Source organism: Yinghuangia aomiensis, from assembly GCF_039542225.1.
Lineage (GTDB): Bacteria > Actinomycetota > Actinomycetes > Streptomycetales > Streptomycetaceae > Yinghuangia > Yinghuangia aomiensis.
Map to the genome: position 1 here is coordinate 1 of NZ_BAABHS010000079.1, position 5,526 is coordinate 5,526.

Sequence of the window (5,526 nt, forward strand, 5' to 3'; positions counted from 1 at the left end):
GCCGGCGGGCGCGCCGCGCCCGCGTGCTGGCCGCGGCGGGCAGCGCGGCGACGGCCGCCGTGGTGGGCGCCGCCCTCGTGCTGGCGCTGCCGGGCCTGTCCGGGCCGCGCGACGCGGCGACGGACGCGATTCCCTCAGCCGGCCGGTCCGGGGACCACGTCACGACGCCGCCGGTCACGCTGCCAAGGCCGTCCCCGACGCACAGCCGGGACGCCGCCGCCGAGAGTATGCTGCGCACGGTCCTGCCGCCGGAGGTGGCGATCGTGGACCTGGAGCCCAGGCCGGAGACCGACGGCGCGTCGTTCGCCGGAGTGCTGAGCGACGCACAGGGCTCCGGCTCGTTGAGCATCTTCGTCTCGACCGGGCGCAGCCCATCGGAGCTGACCTGTTCCGAACAGCGGAGCGCCTTGGCCTCCTGCGAAGTCGGCGACCTCTCCGACGGCACACGCTTCCGCATCGAAACCCACCATGACCGGCCCTACGATCCCGCGGGCGCGCCGAACACCCAGGGCGCGCAGATCTTCAGCGTCCACCTGATCCGCCCCGACGGCACCTCCGTCGAGGCGGCCGCCACCGACTCCGACACCGAACACACGCGACGCACCCGCTTCGCACCGATCCTGACACCGGATCAACTGCGCACCCTGGTCGCGGCGGAGGGTTGGAGGACCTTCGCCGCGTCGTGAGGGCGCCCCGGCAACGGCTCCCGCACCCGCCCGACCGCCTCGTTGCATTACGATTCGAGTTGTAACGCAACAGGTGTCGCCGCCGCGGCGCGCCGCCCGACTGGGAGAATCCCGCTGTGTCCACACGAAGCGCTTCCGCCGACCGCCCCCTCGGCGGCCGGCCGCGCGATCCGCAGATCGACCGGGCGGTGCTGCGCGCGGTGCGCGAGCTGCTCGCCGCGGACGGGTACGGCCGGCTGAGTTTCGAGACGGTGGCCCGCCGCGCCGGCGTCACCCGTCCGACGATCTACCGCCGCTGGCCGTCGAAAGCGCACCTGGTGCACGACGCGGTGTTCCCCACCGAAGGCGGCAGCCCGGTGCTCATCGCCGACACCGGGGACTTCGTCGCCGACGTGCGCCGCATGGTCGCCGACACCATCGCGTCCTACGCCCGGCCCGAGGCGCGGGCGGCGCTGCCCGGCCTGTTCACCGACCTGCACGGGGACCGCGAACTGCGCGCCCAAGTCGTGGACGGCCTGCGCAACCACGCGCTGGCCGAGTTCCGGGCGCTCGTCGACGGCGCCCGGGCCCGCGGCGAACTCCGCGACGGGGTCGACGCCGGCGTCCTGTTCGACACCATCTCGGGTGCGGCGTTCACCCGCGTCGTCTCGGAAGGCGACGTGCCGTCGGGCTACGTCGAGGCACTCACCCAAGCCGTCGTGCTGGGTGCGGTGGCGCGGCCCTGACCGCGCCACCGCACGCGGCCGTCCGCGCTCAGCCGACTCCGATCCGGTCCATGAAGACCACGCCGACGTTGTACGTCTGCACGCCGGTCACCTTCTTCGAGTAGATCGGCCCGACGACCGACGTCGAGTAGACGGCGAACGGGAGTTCGTTCGCCATCGCCTTCTGGAAGTCGGCGTACGCGGCCTTGCGGACCGCCGGGTCCGCGCTCGCCCGGCCCGCGGCCAGCGCTTTGTCGGCATCCGGGCTCTTCCAGCCGCCCGCATTGAGCAAGCCGGTGGACAGGAAGTTCGACGTCAGATCCGGTTCCGGCTCGGCGTACCACTGCTGCACCTGCGCGGCCTGGAAATCGTGCTGCATCGCGTACTTCATGGTGAACGTGTTGATCTCCAGCGACTCGACGCGCATGGTCACGTTCTTGAAGCCCTGGACGCGGCTCTGCAGGTACTCGGCGACCTTGTTCGACTGCGGGGTCGAAGCGACCAGGAAAGTGAAGTCGACCTTCTTTCCCTCGGCCGCCAGTTCGTCGAACAGCTTCTGCGCTTCATCCCGGTTCGGCGCGGGCTGCTGGGCGCTCGGGTCGAAGAACGGAGAGGCGGAGAAGATGCTGCGGGTCGGATGCATCCCGTTGTTCAGCGTCTTCGGAAACTCCTCCGGGTCCATCGCCAGGGTCAGCGCGCGGCGGGCACGCGGGTCCTCGAACGGCGCCTTGGTCAGGTTGAACAGCACGCCCTGGCCGCCCAGCGCGGTCATCTCGTTGGCGTTCAACTCCTGCTTGGCCTTGGTGAGATAGCCCGGGTCGGAGCTGTGGTAGATGTCCGCACCGCCGGACTTGACCGTGTTGTACTCCTGTGCCAGGTCGGCGACCACCTTCACGGTGAGCTTGTCGAGCTTGGGCAGGCCTTTGTCCTTCTGCCAGTAGTTCGGGTTCTTCACGAACACCTGCTCGCTGCCGCGCGTCCAGCTCTTCAGCATGAACGGACCGGCGCCCACCGGCTGGGTGCCCGCCGACTCGAGTCCCTTGGTGATCGCCGAAGGCGCCTCGATGTAGGTGAGCTTGGTGGCGATCATCCGGTCGAACGTCGGGTTCGGCGACGTCGGCGTGACCGTCAGCGTCAGCGGGTCGACGACCTCCGTCTTGAGGCCCGTCGCGTAGGCCGCGAGGTAGGAGCGCGTCTCCGGCTTCGCGTGCGTCTCCCAGTTCAGCTTCACCGCGGCGGCGTCGAACGGGGTGCCGTCGGAGAACGTGACGCCCGGGCGCAGCTTGAGCGTCCACGTCGCGCCGCCGTCGGCCGTGGTCAGGCTCTCCGCGAGATGCGGCTTGACCTTCCCGTCGGCCGGGTCGAAGTAGAACATCGGGTCGTACAGAGCACTCATCCGCGGCTCGTCGGTGACCGCGAGGTACAGCGTGCGGAACGGGTCGAGCGATTTGGAATCGGACACCGCGACCATCGTCATCGCGCGTTCGCCGGAACCCCCGCCGGCGCTGCTCTTGTCGGAGGACCCGCACGCGGAGACCGCGAGTCCCAGGGCGAGGGCGCCCGCGACGGCGGCCCCGCGGGAGCGGAGCAGGGCGGGCAACGGACGTCTGTGCGGGGTGTTTTCCGGTCTGGCCAACGTGCTGCCTCTCCCTGGTCGCTCGGCGGCTCGGTTGAGTTACGAGTCGTGTTGTAACGCAGGGCTTCGGAGGAGTCAATGGAGATCGCGCGGACTCCGCGGCCGCCCGGGGATCCGTCGAAGTGCACCGGGGAACCGGGCAATTCCCTCGGTCGCCGCGGCTCTTGACTCCGCACGCCAGTTCCATTGCAATGCGACACGTAACCGAACCGCCCGGGGTAGCGGGCGGCCCCACGAGGAGGCGCTGTGGCACACCTGCTGGTACGCGGAGGGACGGTCGTCGACGGCACGGGAGCCCCGGCCTACCGGGCCGACGTGCGCGTCCGCGACGGCCGGATCGCGGAAATCGGAACGGACCTGGCGCCGGCCGCCGACGAAAAGGTCGTCGACGCGGCGGGCGCGTACGTCGCCCCCGGCTTCATCGAGGCGCACACCCACGTCGACGGCGCGATGTGGTGGAACCCCGACCTGGACCCGCTGCCCGCCTACGGCGTCACCACCGTCGTCATGGGCAACTGCGGCATGTCCGTCGCCCCGCTCGCCCCGTCGGCGCGCGGCGCCGTCCTCGACCTGTTCTGCTTCCTGGAGGACCTGCCGCTCAGCGCGTTCCAGGACAAGCTCCCGTGGTCGTGGGACCGCTGGCCCGCCTACCGCGACGCGGTGAGCGGCCAGAAGATCTCGGTCAACGTCGCCGGGTTCGTCGGCCACATCGCGCTGCGCACCACGGTCATGGGCCCGGAGGCGGCCTGGAAGCGCGCCGCGACCGCCGAAGAGATCGCGCGGATGGCCGAACTCCTCGACGAGGCCCTCGCGAACGGCGCCATCGGCATGTCGACCAACACGTTCGACAAGGACCGGTACCTGGAGGTCGTGCCGACGCGCCTGGCCGAGGACGCCGAGTTCGAGGCGCTCGTCGACACGCTGGCCAAGCACCCGGGTGCGACGCTCCAGATGATCAACAAGTTCAACGACCTCGACCGCATCGAAGAGGATGTGCTGCGGTTCGCGCGCATCTGCAAGGAGCGCGGCGTGCGGGGGCAGTGGGCGGCGATTCCGTCCACGAACATCGAGGCCGAGATGCGCGTCAAGACGATCGCGCTGCACGAGCGGCTGCGCGCCGAAGGCGTGGACTTCTGGGGCCAGATGGGGCACGTGCCGCTGGAGCCGTACTTCAACTTCGAGCGGTCGCTGACCTTCCAGCGCGTCCCGGCGTGGAACGAGATGATCAACTCCCCGGCGGAGACCAAGCTCGCGACCCTCGCCGACCCGGCGTGGCGGGACCGGGCGCGTGCCGAATGGGACGCCCGGGAGCGCGCCGCGACGTCGCGCATCGACCGCCCCGAATCGCTCATGTTCGCGATCTCGGAGACCGGCGCCGGCCCGCTGGACATCTCGCTGCAGCAGTACGCGGACGAGAAGGGCCTGCACATCTCCGACGCGCTGGCAACCTGGGTGCTCGACAACGGCATCGGCTCGTGCCTGCGCGGCCTGGCCGACGAGTTCGACGAGCCGGCGGTGACGGGCCTGTTCAAGGACCCGCACGTGCTGACCAACATCAACGACTCGGGCGCGCACCTGCAGATGTTCTGCGGCGCCGGGCAGAACGTCTACATGCTGACCCGCTACGTGCGCGACACCGGCCTGATGACCCTCGAAGAGGGCGTGCACAACCTCAGCGGGAAGCTCGCCGCCTACTTCGGCATGCGCGACCGCGGCACCGTCGAGGTCGGCAAGGCCGCCGACCTCGTGGTCTTCGCGCTCGACGAGATCGAGATGCGCGAACTGTTCAAGTCCTACGACAACCCCGACGGTTCGTGGCGCTTCAACCGGCCGCCGTCCGGCGTGCGCACGACGATCGTCGCGGGCGTCGAGACGGTCGTCGACCGGGCGCCGACCGGGGCGCGTCCGGGCACGATGGTCGGCATCGCCGCGGGCTGAGCCGTCCGCCGCGCGGCACACCACGCCGCACGGCCGCACGTACGGCAAACGGGCCTGCCCGCCGGGGATTTCCCCCGGCGGGCAGGCCCGTCGGCGTTACTTCTGCAGGATGTGCACGGCCGCGGTCGAGCCCAGCCCGATGACGTGGGTGAGGCCGACCCGGGCGCCCGCGATCTGCCGGTCGCCGGCCTCGCCGCGCAGGTGGGTGGCGACCTCGTAGACGTTGGCGATGCCGGTCGCGCCGATCGGGTGACCCTTGGACTGGAGCCCGCCGGACACGTTGACCGGCAGCCGCCCGTCCCGCCACGGCGCGCCCGAGTCCAGGAAGTCCGCGGCGCCGCCCGGCTCGCACAGCATCAGGTTGTCGTAGTGCAGGAGTTCGGCCGTCGCGAAGCAGTCGTGCAGCTCCACGAGGTCCAGGTCGTCCGGGCCGACGCCGGCCTTCTCGTACGCCGCCGCGGCGGCGTTGCGGGTGCACGTCGACACGTCCGGCTGCACGAGGCCGCCCGGCACGTACGGGTCCGACGTCATGACCGACGCGGAGATCTTCACCGCCCGTTCG

The 5,526-nt window shown here is 70.8% G+C and carries 5 protein-coding genes; 3 read left to right on the top strand and 2 right to left on the bottom strand.

Features of this window, described 5'->3' with window-relative positions; genetic code table 11:
- The coding region (locus tag ABEA93_RS41820) for a hypothetical protein (protein WP_345681263.1) at nt 1–686 on the top strand (686 nt) is incomplete at its 5' end.
- 116 nt (nt 687–802) lie between these two features.
- Complete coding sequence (locus ABEA93_RS41825; RefSeq protein ID WP_345681264.1) at nt 803–1,411, top strand: TetR/AcrR family transcriptional regulator; 609 nt, start codon at nt 803–805, stop codon at nt 1,409–1,411.
- Nucleotides 1,412–1,439: 28 nt separating this feature from the next.
- Here the strand turns inward: ABEA93_RS41825 and ABEA93_RS41830 are convergent, their stop codons facing one another.
- Nucleotides 1,440–2,990 carry an ABC transporter substrate-binding protein gene (locus ABEA93_RS41830; RefSeq protein WP_345681265.1) on the bottom strand — a complete coding sequence of 517 codons (1,551 nt, stop codon included), beginning with the start codon at nt 2,988–2,990 and terminating at the stop codon, nt 1,440–1,442.
- A 282-nt stretch (nt 2,991–3,272) separates the two neighbouring features.
- Between ABEA93_RS41830 and ABEA93_RS41835 the strand changes: the two genes are divergently transcribed.
- Nucleotides 3,273–4,964 (top strand): N-acyl-D-amino-acid deacylase family protein, encoded by a 1,692-nt coding sequence (locus ABEA93_RS41835; protein WP_345681266.1) that lies wholly within the window; start codon nt 3,273–3,275, stop codon nt 4,962–4,964.
- Nucleotides 4,965–5,060: 96 nt separating this feature from the next.
- Here the strand turns inward: ABEA93_RS41835 and ABEA93_RS41840 are convergent.
- On the bottom strand, nt 5,061–5,526 hold a 466-nt coding region (locus tag ABEA93_RS41840), incomplete at its 5' end, for a thiolase C-terminal domain-containing protein (protein ID WP_425585273.1).